Annotated in this window: 21 protein-coding genes, 2 tRNA genes and 1 other RNA gene; 12 read left to right on the plus strand and 12 right to left on the minus strand. The window is 69.3% G+C overall.

The window, feature by feature from the left end:
• Positions 1–47: 47 nt before the first annotated feature.
• The 3 genes from ACW5F0_RS10945 to ACW5F0_RS10955 form a co-directional block, all read right to left on the minus strand.
• Positions 48–1040, minus strand: a complete 993-nt coding sequence (locus ACW5F0_RS10945) for a beta-ketoacyl-ACP synthase III (RefSeq protein WP_456999740.1) — start codon at positions 1038–1040, stop codon at positions 48–50.
• 113 nt (positions 1041–1153) lie between these two features.
• Entirely contained in the window at positions 1154–1348 is a 195-nt protein-coding gene (gene rpmF, locus ACW5F0_RS10950; RefSeq protein ID WP_456965884.1) for a 50S ribosomal protein L32, read from the minus strand.
• 30 nt (positions 1349–1378) lie between these two features.
• Positions 1379–1903, minus strand: a complete 525-nt coding sequence (locus ACW5F0_RS10955; protein ID WP_456965883.1) for a YceD family protein — start codon at positions 1901–1903, stop codon at positions 1379–1381.
• A 135-nt stretch (positions 1904–2038) separates the two neighbouring features.
• Here ACW5F0_RS10955 and ACW5F0_RS10960 point away from each other — a divergent pair, with 135 nt between their 5' ends.
• Both ACW5F0_RS10960 and ACW5F0_RS10965 read left to right on the plus strand, forming a co-directional pair.
• A complete protein-coding gene (locus tag ACW5F0_RS10960) occupies positions 2039–2398 on the plus strand; it encodes a hypothetical protein (RefSeq protein ID WP_456965882.1) in 360 nt (119 codons plus the stop codon).
• Entirely contained in the window at positions 2395–2976 is a 582-nt protein-coding gene (locus ACW5F0_RS10965; RefSeq protein ID WP_456965881.1) for a Maf family protein, read from the plus strand. Before ACW5F0_RS10960 ends, ACW5F0_RS10965 begins: the two co-directional genes overlap by 4 nt.
• 3 nt (positions 2977–2979) lie before the next feature.
• On the opposite strand, the gene ACW5F0_RS10970 is transcribed toward ACW5F0_RS10965, so the two are convergent.
• A complete protein-coding gene (locus ACW5F0_RS10970; RefSeq protein WP_456999741.1) occupies positions 2980–4836 on the minus strand; it encodes a glycosyltransferase family 39 protein in 1857 nt (618 codons plus the stop codon).
• 47 nt (positions 4837–4883) lie between these two features.
• Here ACW5F0_RS10970 and ACW5F0_RS10975 point away from each other — a divergent pair, with 47 nt between their 5' ends.
• From ACW5F0_RS10975 to ACW5F0_RS10990, 4 genes are read left to right on the plus strand one after another with little or no spacing between them, the layout of a single operon-like run.
• Positions 4884–5837 carry an AAA family ATPase gene (locus tag ACW5F0_RS10975; RefSeq protein ID WP_456999742.1) on the plus strand — a complete coding sequence of 318 codons (954 nt, stop codon included), beginning with the start codon at positions 4884–4886 and terminating at the stop codon, positions 5835–5837.
• Between the two features lie 2 nt (positions 5838–5839).
• Complete coding sequence (locus tag ACW5F0_RS10980; RefSeq protein WP_456999743.1) at positions 5840–6814, plus strand: DUF58 domain-containing protein; 975 nt, start codon at positions 5840–5842, stop codon at positions 6812–6814.
• Positions 6815–6827: 13 nt separating this feature from the next.
• On the plus strand, positions 6828–8753 hold the full coding sequence (locus tag ACW5F0_RS10985) for a transglutaminase TgpA family protein (protein WP_456999795.1): 1926 nt from the start codon (positions 6828–6830) through the stop codon (positions 8751–8753).
• Positions 8754–8801: 48 nt separating this feature from the next.
• On the plus strand, positions 8802–9284 hold the full coding sequence (locus ACW5F0_RS10990; RefSeq protein ID WP_456965877.1) for a Slp family lipoprotein: 483 nt from the start codon (positions 8802–8804) through the stop codon (positions 9282–9284).
• Positions 9285–9287: 3 nt separating this feature from the next.
• Here the strand turns inward: ACW5F0_RS10990 and ACW5F0_RS10995 are convergent, their stop codons facing one another.
• From ACW5F0_RS10995 to dnaX, 4 genes are read right to left on the minus strand one after another with little or no spacing between them, the layout of a single operon-like run.
• A complete protein-coding gene (locus ACW5F0_RS10995) occupies positions 9288–9635 on the minus strand; it encodes a histidine triad nucleotide-binding protein (RefSeq protein ID WP_456965876.1) in 348 nt (115 codons plus the stop codon).
• Between the two features lie 8 nt (positions 9636–9643).
• Positions 9644–10240 (minus strand): recombination mediator RecR, encoded by a 597-nt coding sequence (gene recR, locus ACW5F0_RS11000; protein ID WP_456965875.1) that lies wholly within the window; start codon positions 10238–10240, stop codon positions 9644–9646.
• Positions 10241–10268: 28 nt separating this feature from the next.
• On the minus strand, positions 10269–10589 hold the full coding sequence (locus ACW5F0_RS11005; protein ID WP_456999744.1) for a YbaB/EbfC family nucleoid-associated protein: 321 nt from the start codon (positions 10587–10589) through the stop codon (positions 10269–10271).
• 1 nt (position 10590) lies between these two features.
• A complete protein-coding gene (gene dnaX, locus ACW5F0_RS11010) occupies positions 10591–12465 on the minus strand; it encodes a DNA polymerase III subunit gamma/tau (protein WP_456965873.1) in 1875 nt (624 codons plus the stop codon).
• 320 nt (positions 12466–12785) lie between these two features.
• Here dnaX and ACW5F0_RS11015 point away from each other — a divergent pair.
• Positions 12786–12878, plus strand: a tRNA-Ser gene (locus ACW5F0_RS11015).
• A gap of 51 nt (positions 12879–12929) precedes the next feature.
• Positions 12930–13026, plus strand: an RNA gene (ffs, locus tag ACW5F0_RS11020) — signal recognition particle sRNA small type.
• Between the two features lie 9 nt (positions 13027–13035).
• Here ffs and ACW5F0_RS11025 read toward each other — a convergent pair.
• Both ACW5F0_RS11025 and ACW5F0_RS11030 read right to left on the minus strand, forming a co-directional pair.
• Entirely contained in the window at positions 13036–13794 is a 759-nt protein-coding gene (locus tag ACW5F0_RS11025; RefSeq protein WP_456965872.1) for an MBL fold metallo-hydrolase, read from the minus strand.
• Positions 13795–13796: 2 nt separating this feature from the next.
• Positions 13797–14558: a 3-deoxy-D-manno-octulosonic acid kinase gene (locus tag ACW5F0_RS11030; protein WP_456965871.1), complete on the minus strand. Its 762-nt coding sequence runs from the start codon at positions 14556–14558 to the stop codon at positions 13797–13799.
• Positions 14559–14577: 19 nt separating this feature from the next.
• Here ACW5F0_RS11030 and ACW5F0_RS11035 point away from each other — a divergent pair, with 19 nt between their 5' ends.
• Positions 14578–15636 (plus strand): glycosyltransferase family 9 protein, encoded by a 1059-nt coding sequence (locus ACW5F0_RS11035; protein WP_456965870.1) that lies wholly within the window; start codon positions 14578–14580, stop codon positions 15634–15636.
• Between the two features lie 34 nt (positions 15637–15670).
• On the opposite strand, the gene ACW5F0_RS11040 is transcribed toward ACW5F0_RS11035, so the two are convergent.
• Positions 15671–16072, minus strand: coding sequence for a DUF6165 family protein (locus tag ACW5F0_RS11040; RefSeq protein ID WP_456999745.1), 402 nt, complete (start codon positions 16070–16072; stop codon positions 15671–15673).
• A 107-nt stretch (positions 16073–16179) separates the two neighbouring features.
• Here ACW5F0_RS11040 and ACW5F0_RS11045 point away from each other — a divergent pair.
• From ACW5F0_RS11045 to ACW5F0_RS11055, 3 genes are all read left to right on the plus strand, one after another.
• Positions 16180–16270, plus strand: a tRNA-Ser gene (locus ACW5F0_RS11045).
• 732 nt (positions 16271–17002) lie between these two features.
• Positions 17003–17869, plus strand: a complete 867-nt coding sequence (locus ACW5F0_RS11050; RefSeq protein ID WP_456965868.1) for a hypothetical protein — start codon at positions 17003–17005, stop codon at positions 17867–17869.
• Between the two features lie 894 nt (positions 17870–18763).
• A complete protein-coding gene (locus ACW5F0_RS11055; protein WP_456965867.1) occupies positions 18764–19468 on the plus strand; it encodes a PP2C family protein-serine/threonine phosphatase in 705 nt (234 codons plus the stop codon).
• Positions 19469–19486: 18 nt separating this feature from the next.
• On the opposite strand, the gene dnaQ is transcribed toward ACW5F0_RS11055, so the two are convergent.
• On the minus strand, positions 19487–20215 hold the full coding sequence (dnaQ, locus tag ACW5F0_RS11060; protein WP_456999746.1) for a DNA polymerase III subunit epsilon: 729 nt from the start codon (positions 20213–20215) through the stop codon (positions 19487–19489).
• Between the last annotated feature and the right edge of the window lie 29 nt (positions 20216–20244).

Here is a 20244-nt window from a genome sequence, read left to right on the forward strand (position 1 = left end):
AAAAGGCCGCGGAATTCGCGGCCTTGGTCCATCCGGGTACGGTCGCCTCAGTAGCGCAGCAGCGCCGAGCCCCAGGTAAACCCGCCGCCGAAGGCTTCCAGCAGCAGCAGCTGGCCGCGCTGGACCTTGCCCGCGCGCACCGCTTCGTCCAGCGCCAGCGGCACCGAGCCCGACGAGGTGTTGCCATGCCTGTCGACGGTGACGATGACGCGCTCCATCGGCATCTCCAGGCGCTTGGCCGTGGCTTCGATGATGCGCAGGTTGGCCTGGTGCGGGATCAGCCAGTCGATGTCGTGGCGGTCGATGCCGTTGGCTTCGAGCGTCTCCTCGACGATGGCGTCAAGCGCGCGCACCGCGTGCTTGAACACGTCGCTGCCGGCCATCTGGATGCGGACGCCGGCGTTCTTCTCGTTTTCCTTGAACCCGACCGACACGCCCACCGGGTTCCAAAGCAGTTCCTTCTTGGCGCCGTCGGCGTGCAGGTGGGTGCTGAGGATGCCGGTCTCGGTGTCGGCCTTGAGCACGACCGCGCCGGCGCCGTCGCCGAACAGCACGGCCGTGGTGCGCTCGCCCCAGTCGACCATGCGGGTCAAGGTTTCCGATCCGATCACGAGCGCGGTCTTCACCGAGCCCGAGGCGATGAATTTCTCGGCCACGCCCAGCGCGAAGATGAACCCCGAGCATGCGGCGTTGACGTCGAAGGCCGGGCAGCCAGCCACGCCCAAGCGCGCCTGCACCAGGCAGGCGGTGGACGGGAAAATGAGGTCCGGGGTGGTCGTGCCGACGATGATCAGGTCGATCTCGGAGGCATCGGTGCCCGCGGCTTCCAGCGCGCGCAGGGCGGCATGCACGGCAAGGTCGCCGGTGGTCTCGCCCTCGGCGGCAACGTGGCGCTGGCGGATGCCGGTGCGCGCGGCGATCCATTCGTCCGACGTATCGACGAACTTCGCCAGGTCGTCGTTGGTCAGGACCTTGGACGGCAGGTAGCTGCCTGTCCCTGCAATGCGCGCATAGATGCGCTGTGCGGCGGACTCACTCATGACTTGGGACGGACCTCGCGTGTTGCTGGGCGCCGATCATGGCACCTGCGGGCGCGCGGCGCACGGGGCGCCACGGCCAGGGCATCGTCCGTCACGAGGACGGACGCGCGGGGTCAATCTTCCTCGACCACCTTGCTCTTGGGCACGATGACCTGGCGGCCACGGTAGAAGCCGTCGGCGGTCATGTGGTGGCGGATGTGGGTCTCGCCCGAGGTCGGGTCGGTCGACAGCTGCTTCGCCGAGAGCGCGTCATGCGCACGACGCATGCCACGGCGGGAGGGGGAAACGCGGGACTTCTGTACAGCCATGGGATTGCTCCAGCAACGGAATGGGGTAGCTCAAACGTTCTTCTTCAGCGCCGCCAACGCCGCGAACGGGTTGGCCTGCGCTTCTTCGTCGGCGGCGACCGGCCAGTCGCGTTCGACGCTTTCCGACCCTGGCGACACCGGCACCACCGGCACGGCCAGGATCAGCTCATCTTCGACCAGGTCGACGGGGCGGACGGTTCCGTCGTCGGCCACGGCCAGGGCTTCATAGCCCGGCGGCAGCGCGGCTTCGGCAACCTCGTCCCCGTCGTCCTCGGCCCGCAGCAGCCCCAGCCGCTGCACCAGCGACACCGGGAACACGAAGCGCTGCAGCGTGCGCTGGCAAAGCAGCGGCAGCTGCGCCTCGATTGCCAGTTCGACGTAAGGCACCTGCAGCGCGTCGCGATCGAAGGACAGCGTGAACGCCACCTCGCCCGCGTCGTCGACCAGTGCCTCGCGCAGGCGTGGCAAAGCGGACAGCGGCAGGCGTCCAGCGAACTCTCGCCGGGCCGCAACCATGCGCCAAGCGTCCAGTACCTCGGGCACGTCTGCGGACATAAGCCGCGGAATGTTAGGCCTCGGATCGCCCGCTGTCAAACCGCCCCACGCCGTAAAACCCTCGCCGTGGCGGGCAATTTGCCTCGGCGGCCGGCCCCCCGGCAGACTGCGGGTCCACGAAGCGAGGCCTCCAGGTTGACCCCGACACTGCTCCTGATCGCTGCCGCCGGACTGGTCGCCGGCTTCATCCTGCACCGGCGCCGCGGCCTGCACCGCCATCAACGGGCGATGGCCGGCGTCCTGGACGCCGCCGACGCCCTCGAATCCAGGCTGCGGACCGCACGCAGCGAGATCGAGGCCGTGGCCGGCGAAGGCCAGGACCCCGTGCGCGAGGCCCTGCAGGAAATGCTGCGCCAGCGGCTGTGGCTGCAGCAGCACGGCGCTACCGCCTCGCCCGACCAGCTCGACGCGGTGCGGGCATCGATCGACGGCGCGCGCGCCCGCATCGACCAGCAGCTCCAGCGCATCGAACGCGCCCGGGCGCCGCTGGCGTGAGCGCCACGCCCGGCCTGGTGCTGGCCTCGACCTCGCCCTACCGCCGTGAACTCCTCGCCCGGCTGCGGCTGCCGTTCGATACCGTGCGCCCAGAGGTGGACGAAGCCGCCTTCGCCGGCGAAACCCCGACCGCCCTCGCCCTGCGCCTGGCCGTGGCCAAGGCCGAAGCCGTGGCCGCGCTGCGCCCCGGGGCGCGCGTGATCGGCTCCGACCAGGTCGCGGACTTCGATGGCGTGGCCGTCGGCAAGGCTGGCGGACGGGCGGCCGCGATCGCGCAGCTCGAGACCATGTCCGGATGCACCGTGGCCTTCCGCACCGCGGTGGCCGTGGCATCGGACGGATCCGTTACCAGCGCACTGGACACGACCGTGGTGCGCTTCCGCCGCCTCGGCCGCGCCGAGATCGAGCGTTACGTCGACCTCGAGCAGCCCTTCGACTGCGCCGGCAGCTTCAAGTCCGAGGGCCTGGGCATCACCCTGTTCGAATCGATCGAAAGCCGCGACCCCACCGCGCTCGTCGGCCTGCCGCTGCTGGAAACCATCCGCCTGCTGCGCGCGTCCGGACTGGTCCTGCCCTGAGGCTCAGGGTCGGGCAGCGGTGACGACGATGCGCTGCTCGGACCAGTCTTCAACGCTGCCGTCTCGGCCATGCAGGCGCAGGCCGAGCCAGTGCGCGCCGGCGCTGCCCGGCGGCAGCGCGACGGTCGCGGAGAAACCGACGCGCGGATGGCTGGCATCGGTGGAGATGTCCCAGTAGTCGGCCACTCCGGGGCTGTGGATGCCGTAGTCGGCTTCCGCCACGACGCGACCATCCAGCGTCACTTCCACGCGCTCGATGCCGACGCCGTCCTTGAACGCCCAGCCTTCGACCGCGAAGGTCCGGTCGAGCCGCGCACCGGCCGCGGGGGTGTCGAGCCAGGCCATCGCCGGGAGCGTGCACGCATCACCGTCGGTACGGGCCTCGCTCGCATCCATCGCGAACAGCAGGAACCGCGTGCGCCCATGGTCGACGTTCAATACGCGGGGCGGTGGCAGCGGCCCGAAGCGCCTGCACAGGGCGTGGTAACGCAACAACAGGTGCTTGTATTCGACTTCGCTGGCGGCGACGACCAGCAGCACAGGCCCACCCGGGTCGGTGGCGCCCGTCGCCTCCAGGCCCCAGAGGCGCAGCTGTGGCGCGCGGCCATGCTGGCGGTTCACCGGATGCTCGAGCACTTCGATCGCGGGGTCGCCCAGCGCGAAACCGAGTTCGGCACCGACCTTGAAGTTGTCGGCCACCAGCCGCGTGCCTTCGGGCATGCCCTCGCGCACCTCGCGCACGCCATCGGCCAGCACGTCCCAGCCTGCGAAGTTCGACGGGTACCACTTCAGCGATGCGGTCCGTGCGCGCAGCTCGGGCACCGAGACCAGCGCGTAGTAACCGAGGACGGCTGCCAGCCCGGCGCCGGCGGTGGCCCAGGCCAGCACGCGCAGCCAGCGCGGCCAGCGCAGCAGCAAGGCGGGCAGCAACGGCAACAGCGCCACCAGGCCCGGCAGCGGCCAATGGAAGCTCACCCGCTCCGTGTCGGCGAAGAAGCCGAGCACGAAGAAACCGAGCACCACCAAGCCACCTGACAGCGCGATGAAGCGCACCGGCTCGGACTTCGCGAAGGCGCCGCGCCAGCCGGCCCACAGCAGGCCCGCGAACAGCAGCGGCGTGGCCAGCAGCGTCTGGATGGCGATGAACCAGGCGCCATCGGCCTGCCATGCCCAGGGGTGGCGATCAACCAGTTGGAAGCGCAGGCCGGCCTCCGCGTTCTCGAAGTTCCAGGCCAGCAGCGGGGTCCATGCCGCGGCACCGAAGGCGATGGCGATCCACAGCCGTGGATCACGCAGGGCCTGCCGCCCCTGCGGCAGTATCAACAGCGCAAGCGCGCCCACGCCGATCACCGCCGCGAAGCGATAGTGGCTGAGCGCGCCGATGGCCAGGCCCATGGCGAGCTGCAGCGCGGCGCCATAGCCGACCTTGCGCAGCAAACGCGTGCCGGCATCCAGGCACAACAGAGTGGCCACGACCATGGGCGCGTCCGGGAGCGCCATCAGCCCGAGCGTGCCCGACAACGGCAGCAGCAGTGCGGCGATGCCCGCCAGCCAGCCCATCCGCTCGCCGTACTCGCGCGCGGTGATGCGCACCACGAGCCACGGCACGAGCGACGCCAGCAGCAGGAACGGCATGCGCAGCGCCAACGCGTCGTCGCCGAAGACCGAGGTGCCGATGCGGATCAGCCACGCCGTCAGCCCCGGCAGGTCGGAGTAGGCCCAGGCCAGGTGCCTGCTCTCCTGCCAGTAAAAGGCTTCGTCCACGAACAGTGGCAGGCGCGCCGCCACCACTGCCTTGAGCAGCAGCAGCGCGCACCACAGGGCGACGAAGGTCGCACGCGCGTCGATCTTTTCCCGCATCCGGCAACGACCTCGTTACACTTCGATGGACCCTCACGGAGCACGGCATGACAGCCCAGTCCGCAAACCCGGACATGCTACCCGACACCCTGCGCAATGCCCTGCATGATGCGCAGGACCAGGTGAACTCACTGGTACTGGGCAAGGCGCAGGCGGTCCGGTTCGCCTTCACGGCGCTGCTCTCGGACGGCCACCTGTTGATCGAGGACCTGCCCGGACTGGGCAAGACCACGCTGGCGCATGCGCTGGCCGCGACGCTGGGCCTTGGCTTCCAGCGCGTGCAGTTCACATCCGACCTGCTGCCCTCCGACATCGTCGGCGTCTCGGTGTACGACGCGCAGGCCGCGCGCTTCACCTTCCATCCCGGCCCGGTGTTCGCGCACGTGCTGCTGGCCGACGAGATCAACCGCGCGCCGCCGCGCACGCAGAGCGCGCTGCTCGAAGCCATGGCCGAACACCAGGTCACCGTCGACGGCACCACGCACGCGCTGCCCGATCCGTTCTTCGTCATCGCCACCCAGAACCCGGTCGATCTTGCCGGCACCTATCCATTGCCCGACTCACAGCTCGACCGGTTCCTGCTCCGGCTGCAGCTGGGCTATCCGGACGCGGATGCCGAGCGCGCCCTGCTGGCCGGCATCGACCGCCGCGACCTGATCGCGCGCGCGATGCCGGTGCTTGGCGCCGACGAGGTGCTGCGCCTGCGCGAGGCGGTGATGGCAGTGCATGCCAGCGACGCGCTCGTGCGCTACGTGCAGGCGCTGCTCGAGCGCAGCCGCCACCACGCCGGGATCCGCGTCGGCCTGTCGCCGCGCGCCGGCATCGCCCTGCTGCGTGCGGCGCGTGCGCACGCGTTGCTGCTCGGGCGCGGCCACGTGCTGCCCGATGACGTGCAGACGCTGTTCGCCGCGGTCGCCGCGCATCGCCTCGTGGCCGATGCCGACGCCGGCGACGAAGCCGGACTGGCGCAGGCGATCCTGCACGCCGTCGCGGTCGACTGAACATGGTGCTCGGGTGGCTGGCCGGCCTGCGCGCGCGCCTGGGGTCGTTCGCTCGCCCGCGGCGCCCGGAGTCGCTGCCGGTCACCTTCGACCGCCGCCGCATCTACGTCCTGCCGACCGCCTTCGGCGCGTTCTTCGTCGCCCTGCTGGCGGTGATGCTGCTGGGCGCGCTGAACTACAACAACAACCCCGCCCTGCTGCTGGCCCTGCTGCTGGCCGGTGCCGGCAATACCAGTCTGTTTGCCGCGCACCTGCAGCTGTCCGCGCTGCGCGTGGTTGCCGTCGACGCCGAGCCGGTACCGGCGGGTGCGCCGTTGACGCTGCGCGTGCACCTGCGTGCGGATCCGGCGCGCGCGCGGCGCGGCCTGCGCGTGGCGGTGGGCGGCGTGGAGACCTTCGCCTCGCTGGTCGACGGCGCCGGCGAGGCGCGCCTGGCGCTGCCCACCCGGCAGCGCGGCTGGCTGCGGCCGGGACGCATCACGATCTCGACGACGCGACCGCTCGGCATCGCCCGCGCCTGGGCCTATGCCTGGCCCGTGGAACCGCTGCTGGTGTATCCGCGACCCGAGGCGGAGGCGCCGCCGCTGCCGCACGGTGCCGGGGATGCGCCCCAGGCGCGGCTGCATCCGGCGGGGGATGATGTGCACCACCTGCGCGCCTACCGCCGCGGCGACTCGCGGCGTGCGATCGCCTGGAAGCCGTCCGCGCGGCGCGGGGCATTGCTGGTGCGCGAGTACGAGCAGCCCCAGGGCGCCGACGTCGTGCTGGACTGGTCGCAGCTCACGCTTGCATACGAAGAACGCATCCGCCGCCTGGCGCGCTGGGTCGACGACGCCGAGCGCGAAGGTCGCCGTTATCGGCTGAAGCTGCCGCGGCAGGCCATCGGCCCCGGTCGCGGTGCCGCGCATCGCCACGCCTGCCTGCGCGCGCTGGCGCTGTTGCCCACAGCGACTGACTCGGAGCCCGGCCGTGGCTGAGGCACGCCGCAGCATGGCGCTGGATCCGCAGGCGCGGGCGTGGACCCTGGGCGCGGCCGCGACCTGCCTCCTGTCCCTGCTGCTGCAGTTGCCGGGGCCGCTGGCCGCCGGCCTCGCCGCGGTCGCAGTGCTGGTCGGCGCGCTGTCGTGGCGGCGACGCCTTCCCGGTGCGCTGCGCCTGGTGCTTTCGGTGGCGCTGGTCGCGCTGGTGCTGGTCCAGTCGGGTTTCGGTTTCGGCCGCGACACCGGCTGCGCGCTGCTGGCGGCCATGCTCGCGCTCAAGCCGATGGAGCTCAGCACGCTGCGCGACGGACGCAGCCTGCTCGGCTTTGCACTGTTCGCGCCGTTCGCGACCTTCCTGCTCGACCAGGGGCCGCTGAGCCTGGTGCTGGGACTTGGCGGCGCACTGGCGGCGCTGGCCGCGATGCTGCGCCTGGCCGAACTGGAAAGCGACGAGACCCGCACCCTGCCCGCGCGCGAGCGCCTGCGTCGCGTCGCGGCCATGGCCGCCATCGGCCTGCCGCTGGCGCTGGCCGCATTCTGGCTGTTTCCGCGCATGGCGACGCCGCTGTGGGGCGTGCCCGAGCGCGTGATCTCGTTGCCCGGCCTCTCGGACAGCATGGCGCCCGGCCAGTGGCTCGACATGATGAACGACGACAGCCCGGCGCTGCGCGTCAGCTTCGACGGCCCTGTCCCTCCGACATCGGAGATGTACTGGCGCGGGCCGGTGCTGTGGAACTACGACGGCCGCGAGTGGACGACTTCGCGCTGGTTCAGCGCGCTGCCGGCCGCCACCGTCGAGCACGGCGCGCGACGCTACAGCTACGAGGTCGAGGTCGAACCCACGGAGCGCCGCATGCTGGTCGCACTCGAGCTTCCGGTCGACGTGCCCGACGGGGTCGAGCGGACGTACGAACAGGTCCTGTCCACGCGACGCCCGCTGTCATCGGTCACGCGCTGGCGGATGACCTCGGCCGCGCCGGTCGTGTTCGAGCCCGAACTCCGGCCGTTCCTGCGCAGCGCGGCGCTGCGCCTGCCCGACGGCTTCAATCCACGCACGCTGGCCCTGGCGCAGGTCTGGCGCGCCGAGGCCGGCGAAGGCGCGGCAGCGGACGCGGCCATCGCCAACCGCGCGCTGGCGTGGATCCGCGCCGAGTTCGGCTACACGCTGGGCACGCCCCTGCCCGGGCGCCACGCCGTGGACGAATTCCTGTTCGACCAGAAGCAGGGCTTCTGCGAGCACTTCAGCCAGGCCTTCGTGGTGCTGATGCGCGCGTCCGGGATTCCGGCGCGCGTAGCCACCGGCTACGTCGGCGGCTACCGCAATCCGGTCGGCGACTACTGGATCGTGCGCAACTCCGACGCCCACGCCTGGGCCGAGATCTGGCTGCCGGAGCGCGGCTGGGTGCGCGTCGACCCGACCGCGGCCGTGGCGCCCGAGCGCATCTACGACACCCTCGCCGACCGCACCGGGCGCAGCCCGGCCGGTCTCCGGGCGCTGGCCCCGATGATGGACATCGGCGACTGGATGCGGCGCGGCTGGAACGACATGGTGCTGGGCTTCGATGCCGATCGCCAGCAAAGCATCCTGCACGCAGTGACCGGCCGCGACCTCGACGGCGTCCAGCTGGCGCTGCTGTTCGCACTCGTGGCATGCGTGGCCCTGGCCGGCATGCTCTGGCTGGTCGCGCGCGGCGAACGCGAACGCGATCCGGTGCTGCGCGCCTGGCACCGGCTCGGGGCGCGCTACCGGCGCCTCGGCCTGGGGCGGCAGCCGCACGAGACCGCGACCGCATGGGCGGCGCGCGTGGTGGAGCTGCGACCCCGGTCCGCCGCGCTCACGCCCCTCACCGCGCGCTTCAGCGATTGGCGCTACGCTCCCAAGCAGGAGGACGAAGCACGCGCGCTCCTGCGCGACCTGCGCGCGCATCGCCCCTGACACCGGCACGCCGGCATCGCATCGGCACCCCATCCAACGGAGACCTCCATGCGCATCCGCACCCTGCTTGCACTGGCCGCCACCGCGCTGCTGGCGGCCTGCGCCACCCACCCGCAACCGCTGCAGGGCGACTACGCGCCACTCACCCCGCACGACGCCGCCGAGGTCGACGCCACCGGCAGCCTGGTGCGCTGGGGCGGACGCATTGTCCAGGTCGAGCCGCGCGCGGACAGCACCTGCTTCGAGATGGTCTCCACGCGCCTGGACCACTTCGGCCGCCCGTACTGGGCCGACAGCGACACCGGCGGCCGCTTCATCGCCTGTCGCTCCGGGTTCTACGATCCCGCGGTGTTCGAGGCCAATCGCGAGGTGACGTTCACCGGTCGCCTGAGCGGGCATGAGAGCCGCAGCATCGGCGGCTACAGCTATCGCTTCCCGCTGCTCGACGCCGACGTCGTGTACCTCTGGCCCGAGCGCCAGCGCGTGTTCTTCACGCGCCCGGCCCCGTGGCCATGGTGGGGCTACTGGTAGGCGTCAGGCAGGCGTCCCGAAGCGTCCCAGCGGTGCACCGGCGAGCAGGTGCAGGTGGATCTGGAACACGGTCTGGCCGCCGTCCTCGTTGCAGTTCATGACGATGCGGTAGCCGTCTTCGGCCAGGCCTTCGCGCTTGGCATACGCCGCCGCGGCCAGCGCCAGGCGGCCGACGGTTTCTGCCTGGTCGCCCGACAGGTCGTTGAGCGTGGCGACGTCCTCTTTCGGCACGAACAGCACGTGCACCGGCGCCTGCGGCGCGATGTCGCGGAAAGCGATGAGGTGCTCGTCCTCGTAGACGATGTCGGCGGGGATTTCGCGCCGGATGATCTTGTGGAAGATGGTGCTCATGGACTCTCCTAGGCCATCTCGCCGCGGCTGCCGAAGGCATGCGACAGGGTGCCGCGGTCGACGTATTCGAGTTCGCCGCCCAGCGGCAGGCCGTGCGCGGGGCGGCTGGGGCGCACGCCGTGCTGGCGCGCGAGCTGTGCCAGGTAGTGCGCAGTGGCCTCGCCCTCGACGGTGGGGTTGGTGGCGATGATCAGTTCCTGCACCTCGCCCTGCGCCAGGCGCTCGCCCAGCAGGTGCAGGCCGAGCTCGCGCGGGCCGATGCCGTCGAGCGGACTGAGCCGACCCTGCAGCACGAAGTACAGGCCGCGGTACCCGGTGGCCTGCTCGATCGCGAGGCGGTCGGCGGGCGACTCCACGGCGCACAGCAGCTGCGCGTCGCGCGAAGCGCTGGCGCAGGTCGCGCACAGGGGGGTTTCGCTGAAATCGCGGCAGCGCTCGCAGTGGCCGATCTTCTCCACCGCTTCGCCCAGCACCTCGGCCAACCGCCGGCCGCCATCGCGCCCACGCTCGAGCACGTGGTAGGCCATGCGCTGGGCAGTCTTCTGGCCAACGCCGGGAAGGACCCGGAAGGCCTCGACCAACTGTTCGAGCAGGGGAACGCTCACCGTGTGACGGACGCCGGGCGATGCCGGATCAGAACGGCATCTTCATGCCGGGCGGCAGCGGCATGCCGGCGGTGGCCGCACCCATCTTCGCCTGCGACTCGGCGTCGATCTTGTTGCTCGCGTCGTTGAAGGCGGCGGCGATCAAGTCCTCCGCCATCTCAGGATCCGACAGCACGCTCGGGTCGATGCGCACCTTGCGGCACTCCTTGCGGCCGGTCAGGGTGACTTCGACCATGCCGCCGCCGGCGCTGCCGGTCACTTCGAGGTTGGCCAGCTCGGCCTGCGCCTTCTGCAGGTTTTCCTGCATCTTCTGCGCCTGCTGCATCATCTGGGCGATATTTCCGCGCATGTCAGTGCTCCTGTTCCTGTATGGGTCTGATCGAATCCGGGACTACGCGCGCGCCCTGCTCCATCAGGCGCTGCACATGCGGATCCTTGTTGAAGGTGTTTTCGGCCGCGCTCTGGCGCTCGTCGCGCACGCGCTCGTTGCGCGCATGCAGGGTGTCGCTCACCGCGATGCCCGCTTCGAAACGGATCTGCGGCGGCGTGCCCCATGCCGTGCCCAGCGCGTCGGCGAACTGCTGCACCAGGAAGGGCGCGCGCAGATGGTCGTCGGACTCGGGCAGCGACAGGCGCAGCACGTCGCCGCCAAGCGCAACGAAGGCGCAGCTGGCCGCGAGCTCGCGCACCGGTCCGCGCAGCTCGAGTCCCGCGATGAAGTCCGGCCACGAGCCGGCATCAACATCGACTGGCGCCAGCACGCTGGTACGCGACGCCGGTGGCGGGGCGACCGGTCGCTCCGGGACAACAGGGGCCGGCACGGCGTCCTGGCGCCGTGCTTCGACGGGCGGCACGGGCATATCCATGTTCGGCGAGGGAGACTCGAGCCACGGCGGCGCGTCCTCCACCGCGGTGGTCACCGCGGGTGCCGTGGGCGCCATCATTCGAGGTGGTGCAGCCTCCTGCACTCGCTGCGGGGCCCGGGCCGGAGGCGGGGGCTGCGGCGCAGCGGTCGGCGGCACCGGTGCGGCTCCCTCCAGCGCCGCACGCGCCGCGGCCGCGGCCGAGCGGCCACCACCCTGGCCGGCAGCCGTGGTGCTCGTTCCGCCACCGCTTCCAGCCGCCGCCCGGCCCTCGCCGGGCCGGAACGCGAGCATGCGCAGCAGGCTCATCTCGAAGCCCACCCGCGCGCTTGGCGCGAGGTTGATGTCGCGGCGTCCACCCACCGCCATCTGGTACCAGAGCTGCACCAGCTCGGGCCGCAGCGTGGCGGCCAAGTCCGTGACGTCGATGCCGTCGGCCTCGGTCCCGGCGCCCGGCACCAGCTGCTTTACCTGGATGCGGTGCAGCGCTTCAGCCAGCGCGTCGAGCACACCGGCCCAGTCGGGCGAAAACCCCGCGAGCACCTCGATCGTGGCCATCAGCGCATCGCCGTCATCGTGCGCCAGCGCCGCCAGCAGCGCCGCGACCTGGGTCCGGTCCACCGAACCGAGCATGGTCGCCACCGCCTGGTCGGTCAGCGCGACATTCGCGCCGGCGCCGCTGTAGCCGATGGCCTGGTCGAGGAGCGACAGGCCATCGCGCATGCTGCCGTCGGCGGCCTTGGCCAGCTGGCGCACCGCGCCGGGCTCGGCCGAGATGCCTTCGGCAACAAGGATCTTCGCGATCTGGCCGCGGATCTGCTCTTCCTCCAGGCGCTTGAGGTTGAACTGCAGGCAGCGCGACAGCACGGTCACCAGCAGCTTCTGCGGATCGGTGGTCGCGAACAGGAACTTGACGTGCTCCGGCGGCTCCTCGAGCGTCTTCAGCAGCGCGTTGAACGCCGCCTTCGACAGCATGTGCACCTCGTCGATCAGGTACACCTTGTAGCGGCCGCGCGAGGGCATGTACTGCGCGTTGTCGATCAGGTCGCGGACATTGTCGACGCCGGTGTTGGAGGCGGCGTCGATCTCGAGCAGGTCGATGTAGCGGCCGGCGTCGATCGCCTGGCAGGTCTCGCACTCGCCGCAGGGATCGCTCGAAGCCCCGCGCTCGCAGTTGAGGCTCTTGGCGAAGATGCGCGCGATCGTGGTCTTGCCGACGCCGCGGGTGCCGGTGAACAGGAAAGCGTGGTGGACGCGGCCGGAATCGAGCGCGTTGACCAGCGCGCGAACCACGTGTTCCTGGCCCACCAACTCGGCGAACCGCTTGGGGCGCCACTTGCGGGCGAGGACGAGATAGGACATGGCGCCATTCTGCCACGTGAAGATGTGGGCGATGGCTGCGGAGGCGGAGGGCGCGCGGGGTACTCCGCCGGCGGCCTGCGGCACGGCGTCGCAAGGCGGGCTGGGGGGTGCGCAGTGGGCATAAAGGCCCGCGCAGCGGGACAGCCCACGGAGCACCCACCAGCCCGCCGTCCCGCGCGCCCACCCGCGCCCTCCCGCGCCCTCCCGCGCCCTCCCGACGCCCCCGACACCGATGTTCCTTGTCGACGCAACCACGGGAAGGCTAGAATTGCGGGTCCCGTGCGGCCGCGCCAAGGCAGGCATGACGCACGGGCAGGTGCGGAGAGGTGTCCGAGTGGTTGAAGGAGCACGCCTGGAAAGTGTGTAAGCGTCTAAACCGCGCTTCGGGGGTTCGAATCCCCCTCTCTCCGCCAGTTCCAAAGCGCGCCACGCAACGGGCCCGCTCGCAGGTTTCCATGGTGGCCCCGTCGGCCCCTCGCGACGCTAGATCGAAAACCCCGCCAGGGCCGGAAGGCAGCAACGGTATCGATCGACGCGGGTGCCGAGGCAAGTTGGCGGGGCTGCCTCCATTCAGGGCGACAGCGCCTGATGCGGCACCGGCTCGGCCAGCGCGAACGCCTCGCCGGGACGGGCCACGCGGTGCCCGCGCGCGCGCAGGGCGTCGCCGTCGGCCTCGCTGGCGTAGTGGTAGAGCACGCAGCGGGCCAGCAGCTCCGGCGTGTATTCGCGCTCCAGGTCGTCGATGCCGGTGTGCGAGGGGTTGCCGTGCAGGCCGCAGTCGTGGGCGATGAGTTCGCCCTGGTCGGCGGCTGCCGCCAGCACCTCGGGGATCGGGCGGGTGTCGCCGGTCCAGGCCAGGCTGCCCCGCAGCCGCAGCCCGAAGGCGGTGCGCGGCCAGTGATGGCGCGCTTCGAACACTTCCAGGCGCACGCCGTCGTGCCAGAAGGCATCGCCCACCGGCACCACGCGGAACGCATCCCAGAAATTGGCGCCGCCCTCGGCGAGCGCATTGGGATACGCGGCCACGCGCCGGTGCAGCAGCGGCAGCACGTCCACCGGCACGTACAGTGGCATGCGGCCGCGACGCGCGGGGTCGAAATAGTTCGCCACGAACAGGCGCTCGAAGCCGGCGACGTGGTCGAGATGGACGTGGGTGATGAACAGTGCCGGCGGCGGCGCGCCATAGCGTGCGAGATAGGCGGTCAGGCCTTCCGCGCCGCAGTCGATGGCAAGCCACGGCACGCCATCGCGCTCGATGGTGGCCATCGGGGAACCCAGCGACACCGCCGACGCGCTGCCCACCCCCTGGAACCGCAGCGCCCAGGCCATGCTCAGATACCCCGCTCCCAATGCTTGTCGTAGCCACGGCGCAGGCGGGCGAAATCCTCGCGCACCTCGGCCTCGCTGCGCGCGCCGCGGACCTTGAGCAGGGAGCGCTCCAGGCGCGACAGGTTGCGTGCACGCCAGCCGGTGGCCGGGATCTGCATGCGGCTGCGGTCGAAATCGATCAGCCAGCCGCGGCCGGCGTCGTCATAAAGGATGTTGTGCGCATTGAGGTCGGCATGGTCGAGCCCTTCGCGATGGAAGCGCGCGACCAGGCGTCCGGTGTCTTCCCACGGCACTGTGGCCGGATCGCCGGCCGCCATGTCCGCAAGCGAGCGCACATCCATGAGGCGCTGCATCAGGATCGCCGCGCGATAGGTCGGCCCCTCGCGCACATAGGAGGCCGCGATGGGCTGCGGCACCGGGAGTTTGCGCTTGCCGAGCTCACGCAGCAGCCGGAACTCGGCGAAGCTGCGCACGCGTTCGACGCCGCGCCACAGATGGCGGTCGCGACTCACCGCCGCGGCCATGCCGCCCCGCAGGTAATGGCGCAGCACGCAGGGCCCGTGGCTGGTGTCCTGGATGAACCAGGCGCCGCCGCGGCCGCTGCCCGACACCGGGACGGCACGCGGCCCCCAGGCGTCGGGGTCGAACCAGCGGGGGTCGGCTTGCCGCAGCTGCGTCTGGTCGAACAGAATCGAGCCGATACCGCGCCCGCCAGGTCCGGCGCGGAACGGCGTCAGGCTCTCGGTGGCGTCGAATTGTGCCATCCGCCGGAGTCTAGCAAGCTTGTCCAAGTCCGATAACGATCCACCGCGTGCCATCTGCCTGCTGCGCCTGTCCGCGCTCGGCGACGTGACCCATGTCCTGCCCCTGGTGCACACGCTGCAGCGGGCCTGGCCGGACGTCGCGCTGACCTGGATCATCGGCAAGGGCGAGCAGCGCCTGCTTGAAGGCCTGCCCGGCGTGGAGTTCGTGGTCTACGACAAGAAGACCGGGCGCGAGGGCATGGGGGCACTGCGCCGGGAGCTTGCCGGGCGCGACTTCGACGCCCTGCTGCTGATGCAGCTCGCGCTGCGCGCCAACCTGCTCTCACGCACGGTGCGGGCGCGGCGGCGCATCGGCTACGACCGCGCGCGCTCCAAGGAGCTGCACGGGCTGTTCGTCAACGAGCGCATTCCCGCCGATGCCGGGAGCCATGTGCTGGACGTGCTCGGCGCGTTCGTGCGACCGCTGGGCCTGCGCCAGGACCGCATCGAGTGGAACCTGCCCGTGCCCGCGGACGCCCGCGCATGGGCGCGCGCGCAATGGCCCGACGACGGCCAGCCGACGCTGGTGGTCTCGCCCTGCTCCAGCCACGCCCTGCGCAACTGGAGCCCGGAGCGCAACGCCGCGGTCGCCGCACATGCCGTGACGCAGGGCTGGCGCGTGGTGCTGTGCGGCGGCCGCAGCGAACTGGAGCGGAACACCGCCGACGCCATCCTCGCCGCGGCCGGGGTGCCGCTGCTCGACCTGGTGGGCAAGGACACGCTGAAGCAGCTGCCGGCCCTGCTCGAACGCGCCGACCTGGTGATGACGCCCGACTCCGGGCCCACCCATATCGCCAACGCCATGGGCACGAAGGTGCTGGGGCTGCATGCGGCGACCGACCCTGCCCGCAGCGGCCCGTACTCCGACCGCCGCTACTGCGTGGACCGTTACGACGACGCCGCGCGCCGCTTCCTGGGCAAGCCGTCGGCCCGGCTGCGCTGGGGCACGAAGATCGAGCGCGAAGGGGTGATGGACCTCATCACCGTGGATGAGGCGATCGGCGCGTTCGAACGCTACCGCGCCGAGCATCCGGGCTGAAGGGCACGGGCCGCGGCACGGTGGCCGCCAATGCTCAGCCGCCGGCGCCGTAGTCCTGGTACGACTTTTCCTCGACGTAGCTCGAGCCAAGCGCGAGGTTGATCGCCTTCTTGATCCGCGCGCGCTCGTCGTTTTCCAGGTAGACGCTGCGCGCCAGGCGGACGAAATCGTCGTCGAAGGCCTGGGCCTTCTCCTTCAGGCGGACGTCGTCCTCGATCTCCCAGAGCCGCTCGTTGACCGCCTTCAGGTCCGCGCGCAGGCGGGCGATGTCGTTGCCGGCGGCCGGGTGCGCCATCCAGGTGTTCTCCAGCGCCGTGAGTTCGCGGCGGACGTTGGCCAGCTTGGCTTCGTCGCTCATGCGCTCGGACTTGATCTGCAGGATCGAGATCTTGTCGAGCAGCTCGCCAAAGGAGACGGGAACGATGATCTCGGACATGGATGCGGCCGCGGCGTCTTCGGGGCCGCACAGTGTAGCGGCTCGTCTTGTGGGCCCCGCCCCATCGCCGTATCATTGCGCCCCCGGCCCTCGTGGCCGGGACCACCGGAGAGGTGGCAGAGCGGTTGAATGTACCTGACTCGAAATCAGGCAGGCGTTTATAGCGCCTCGGGGGTTCGAATCCCCCCCTCTCCGCCAGTTTATGACTTAACGTATTGATCTTAAAGGCCATTCTTCGGAGTGGCCTTTTCGTTACTTACTTTATTCCCAACGTCCCGCACCTCGCGCTTCTAAGCAAGCCACGATTCGAGCCAGCTTCCAATTTCTCCCGCTGGGGTGCCGAGACGGAGGAAGTCCCTCTTGTCCCGGTGATGACGCGCGGAGACCGCGCCGGGGTCGAAGATCAGGTCGTAAGCAGTCGTAAGCTGCGATCACCGTGACCATGACCGCTAGCATGGCTGTTGATCCAGCAGGGCCGCCGACGCTGGATGCTACAGCGCCGCTGCCACACAGCACGGTCAAGAATGAACCGCTTGTAGTAGTTCGCCTTGGCCAGGTAGCTAAGGGCGAAGTGGAGGTTGCCCCACTTCGCATCGTCACCGCGAGCAAACGTACCAGGCCCGCGCGCGTGCAGGACTTCTTCTGCAAATTGCAATTGAAGTACCTACCGTCGCCGCTGGTAACCGTTTCCTTCCAATACTCTCCGATAATCGTTCCTAGCGTTATATCCTGCCGCACCTTCTGCCCATCGAAGAACGCGGCAAGGTGGAGGTGGCAGCCCTTCTTCAATCCTGAAATTGCAACGTCAGGACGAATTTTCAGACCTTCCCTATATCAGATCGAGCGGTTTCACCATCAAGCGAAATTGCCGCGCTGTCCAATTATGGTGTAGAAAACGCATTCGGAAGTTCCACTGCCAAGGAGCATGGCATGAAATATCTAGTCACGACTGTTGCATTGTTGCTATTCACGATTCCACCGGTCGTCTCCGCAAGCGACTCGGGTCTAATTTACGCCTCGTCAGACCCCTCCAGCGAACAGTTGTACGTGGAAATGCAGGGAGGAGTGAGCCTGCTGATAGACAAGACGACTGACCGCATCTACTTGAATCGGCCTGGTGAACCTGAGGCTTCACTAACGTTCGAGGAAGCAATAGCTGGCACCTCAGATATCCCGCAGGTTCGCGCGGCAAATCTTGTTAAATTGAGGAGCACACTCTCAGATCCTGATTTCCTTTTCACCATAACAGCCCCACGGGTCGCAGTTGACGACAGCATTTGGCAATTGCCAGAGCCCGATATGTGCGGCGATTTCATTTGCATAAGTCCGGATTCCGCAAAGTGGCATGAGGCAGACATCGAAGCTGGCTTCAACCCGGGGAATGGCGTCGGCAAACGCATGTGCGAACACTATTTGTGTCCTGTTCTACCGATGCCGTGTGAACTCGGACCTTGCGGTGTCAGTTCGTGGGAAAGTAACCTGCTCTTCTACTCAGGCTGGGGTGCCGGGTGGGGTGGCTCGGAAGGTGGCGGGTCGATCACCCAGCAGGAGTTGATTGCCCATGATCGCCACAGCTTTGAGAGATCGCGCCTCGACGCATGCGACAGGGCTAATCTAGCCACCGCTTCCTCGGCACTGGCGGGGACTGGAATGGTGGCTGCATGTGCTACATCTCCAAGCGGGGTCGGGCTTGCCCTTTGTCTAGCCGCCGGCGCGAGTTTCGGGCTCGCCATGGGTGAGCTGTCATCGACCAGTAAACAATGCAAAGCCGAGTATCCTGGCTTGGATAATTGGTGATTCCATGAATTTCTGGGTCCTAGCAATCCCCGCTGGATTTATTATCGGGGGCATCATCGCGGCCTACGTGCGATTGAGACGACCGGACTGGGCATGGCCCATCGCCTACATTGTGTTCGGCATGGTTTCGGTGATACTAGTCCAGCAGCTTGTGCGGGTGATGTCCGGATGAACTTTCCAGCAGCGCGTGTTTCTGAATCGACGAACTTTCGATTCCAGTCACTGACCGAAACTGGATTCTTTTCGTCATAGCTCGTTAGCCTCATCCTGCATTCAACCCTGGCGCTCTCGGGCGGACTTGACCTTCGGTGTGGGCGGTTCCAATGCTTGCAGATCAACAAGCCAACGGTACCCCGACATGCCTTGTCGGGGTACCGCTGGCCTTCTAGCTATCCCCAACCCTTTTAGCAGTCTTGGCCAGCCTTGTGCCGGTAGTGAGGATGTTCCAGTGGCTTGGCTCCCCACTTCGCGTTAGTCTCGCGGCCGCAGCTTTAGGTAGGCGACATCCTTGCGCTCAGCCTCACGCCTACTTTCCCCCGGAACGCGATGCGCCAGATACGCAAAGGCCCCCGCAAGGGGGTTTTCGCGTATCTGGCGGAGAGGGGGGCAGCTCGATTCAACCCTCCGATTCGACCCGAAGGCGCGCAGCGCCGAAGGGCGCCCGGCCGAAGGCCGGACAATCCCCGCAAGACGCCCCGGGCACCCACATGACCCCAGGGCTTTCCGCCATATCCACCCGACCAAAGGCCAATCCCCACACCCCCTCCACTCGCCGTATACCATCCTCTCCTCTCCTCGATCCGCGCAAAACATTCCACACCGCATGCCAGCTGACCTCTCCCGCCTGCCGCCTCCGTTCTCTCATGCAGCCCTTCTGGGAAACGCGGCAAGCGCATGATCGAGTTCGGCCATCTCACGCACGTCGGCCTGCGCCGCGAGCTCAACGAAGACACCTACTACGGCGACAGCGAGCTGGGCCTGTGGCTGGTGGCCGACGGCATGGGCGGTCATGAATATGGCGAGGTCGCCAGCGCGCTGGCGCGCGAGGCGATCGTGCGCGAGACCCGCCAGGGCACGTCGCTGGCGCAGGCGATCCGCATCGCCGACGAAGAGATCATCAGCGCCTCGCGCAAGCGCCAGGACGCCCTGCCCATGGGCACCACCGTGGTCGCCGCGCGCATCAGCGGCAACCGCTTCGAAGTGGCCTGGGTCGGCGACAGCCGCGTCTACATCTGGCGCGATGGCAAGCTGGCCCAGCTTTCGCAAGACCACAGCTACGTCCAAGAGCTCATTACCCAGGGCGCGATCAGCATCGACCAGGCCCGCAGCCACCCGCACCGCAACGTGGTGACCCAGGCGCTGGGCGTGACCGATCCCCAGGCGCTCAACGTCGAGACCATGTCCGGCGAGCTGGCGCCCGGGATGCAGCTGCTGCTGTGCAGCGACGGCCTGACCGAGGAAGTCGACGACCGCGGCATCGCCCGCGTGCTTGCGCACAACGAATGCAGCGCGCAGGAATGCGTCGACGGGCTGGTGGCCGCGGCACTCGACGGCGGCGGCTCTGACAACGTCACCGTGGTGCTGGTGCGCCGCCACTGAGCGCGGCGCGCTTCTGCCTCAGGCCGTGGTTGCGGCCTCCTCCACCGCCTCGTCCCACAAGGCCCGTCCCGCGCGGCTGCGGATCGCATCCACGCGTTCGCGGTGCGCCTCGAGTTCGGTCGCCGGCACCATCACGCGTGGGCGCGGACCGAGCGCCTCCGGACGCGGCCGGTCGAGTCGCGACGTGGCCGTTTCGGGCACGACAGGCCCGGCGAGGCCGAGCTCCGTCTGCCCGGCCGTCAGCGCCAGATAGACCTCGGCCAGCAGCTGGGCGTCGAGCAGCGCGCCGTGCAGCTGGCGGTGCGCGTTGTCCACACCCAGCCGGCGACACAGGGCATCCAGCGAGTTGCGCTGGCCCGGGTAGCGCTGGCGCGCCATTTCAAGCGAGTCGAGCACCGACGCGTGGTCGCGGATCTTGCCGGGACTGACGGGCAGCAGCGAAAACTCGTTGTCGAGGAAACCGACGTCGAAGGCCGCGTTGTGGATCACCAGTTCGGCGCCGGCGATGAACTCCAGGAACTCGTCGGCGATCGCCGCGAACTTCGGCTTGTCGGCGAGGAAGTCCAGCGTCAGGCCGGTGACCTCCTGCGCGCCGGGTTCGAACTCGCGCTCGGGATGGATATAGCGCTGCCAGGTCCGGCCGGTGGGCCGGCGCTCGACCAGTTCGACGCAGCCGATCTCGACGACGCGGTTGCCCTTGCGCCATTCCAGGCCGGTGGTTTCGGTGTCGAGGACGATCTGGCGCATCTGCATCTCTGGGGTGGCGTGACGGGGCG

Source organism: Luteimonas sp. A534 (genome assembly GCF_054072805.1).